The following is a 1,528-nucleotide window of genomic DNA, read 5'->3' on the forward strand; positions in this document are numbered from 1 at the left end:
CGGCTGTAGAGCTGGGGGTAACGGGCCAGGCGTTTGTCGATGCCGGGCATTCCGATGAGGATCACCCCGAGGGTGTGGCGGTCGTAGTAGTCGCGGACCTGTTCCAGGCCGGTGGTCTTGAGCCGGTCGGCCTCGTCGATGATGAGCAGCTCGGTGAGCCCGGAGGAACGCGAGTCGGGGTGCACGAACGGGTCGACGCGGCCGTGGTGGTGGTAGTCGATGGCGTAGGAGATCTGTTGGCAGGCCCGCGGGAGGGCTTGGTCGACCTGTCGGGGGCTGGCGGTGACGGTCGGGGTCCACAGCGCGGTGCGGGCCTGCAGGACCTGCTCAGGGATGGGGCCGGGCTCGCGGTCCTCGCCCAGGTCTCTTTGCCACTGCTCCCATTGCGGGGCCCCGGCGTAGTGGCGGGCCGAGAGGGTCTTGCCGACCCCGGGTGGGCCCCAGCACAGGCCGATGTAGCGGTGGGCGCGGACGGTGTCGGCGAACTCGGTGAAACGGCGGTGCTCCCGGGTGGGAAGGAGCAGGGGTGATGCGGGGTCCGGGGGTGGGCCCAAGGCTGCGATTTCCCCGAACGTGCCGGAGAGGAAGCGCCGGCCGTCGTCGTCCTTGCCCAGCAGGCTCCGGGAGGAGTCGGGCTCAGTCGGTGGCATAGGTCCGCAACCGGTGTCGGGGCGCCGGCTCCGCCGGCGGGTCTGCCGTCGGGCCCGGCGCCGGGGCGGGTGGTGGTGCCCAGCGGTCGTCGGCGGGCAGGGCGTCGGCGAGGCTGCGCCGGGCGCGCAGCTGCTGCTTGAGCGCGGCGCGTCGGGCGCCCCGGGCCTGCTGCAGCTGTTGGAGGGTGATGGTCTCAGCGGCCAGTTCGGGGGCGATCGCCCGGCACAGGTAGGTGTCCTGGTGGTAGACGCGCACCTCGCCGGCGTCGCGGGGGTCGTAGCGGATGGTCACGGTCTCACTGACGTAGGCGGCCAGCACCGGGCAGATGTAGCGGGTGCCTTGAAAGCGGATGCCGTCGCGCTGGACGATGCGGGTGGTCGCAGCGGTGAGCAGCAGCAGGTCGAGATCCTCGCCCCGGGCCGGGGTGCGCGGGATCCACCCGGCCCCGATCCAGCGGGCGGCGGGGGCCTGTCCGGTCTCGGAGTGCACCCGGGCGTGGTAGTCCTCGATCAGGTAGCGCTGGACCACTGCGTCGAGCTGCTCCAGGCTCAGGGCAGGTGGTGAGGTGGGGGTGCCGCCGGTGCCGTGCGGGATGTGCCCGGGCAGGTGCGGGAGCACCTCGGTGGTGATCGTGCCGTAGAAGCGTTCGATCTTGCCCCTCCCCTGCGGGACCCCGACGCGGGAGTGGATGAGCCGGATGTGGGTGTCCAGGCAGACCCGGTCCAGCCGGGTGCTGGTGAAGTCGGCCCCGTGTGTGGACTTGATCAGTAAGTGGCGTGCTTCTGTGAGTCAGTAGGTGGCGCTAGCTGTTGTGGGTCATGAGGTTCTTGCCACGAGGCGCCGGCTGAGATGAGACGAGTGGGCCTCTCCCGCAGGA

Annotated in this window: 2 protein-coding genes; both read right to left on the bottom strand. The window is 71.1% G+C overall.

Annotated elements, in window-relative coordinates:
- Positions 1–650 (bottom strand): AAA family ATPase (locus tag ACZ1IK_RS11135; RefSeq protein ID WP_465098513.1); only part of this gene is annotated, 650 nt, incomplete at its 3' end.
- Positions 637–1,269 (bottom strand): Mu transposase C-terminal domain-containing protein, encoded by a 633-nt coding sequence (locus ACZ1IK_RS11140; protein ID WP_230282838.1) that lies wholly within the window; start codon positions 1,267–1,269, stop codon positions 637–639. The genes ACZ1IK_RS11140 and ACZ1IK_RS11135, both read right to left, overlap by 14 nt.
- Between the last annotated feature and the right edge of the window lie 259 nt (positions 1,270–1,528).

Source organism: Micrococcus sp. CS26 (assembly GCF_055522295.1).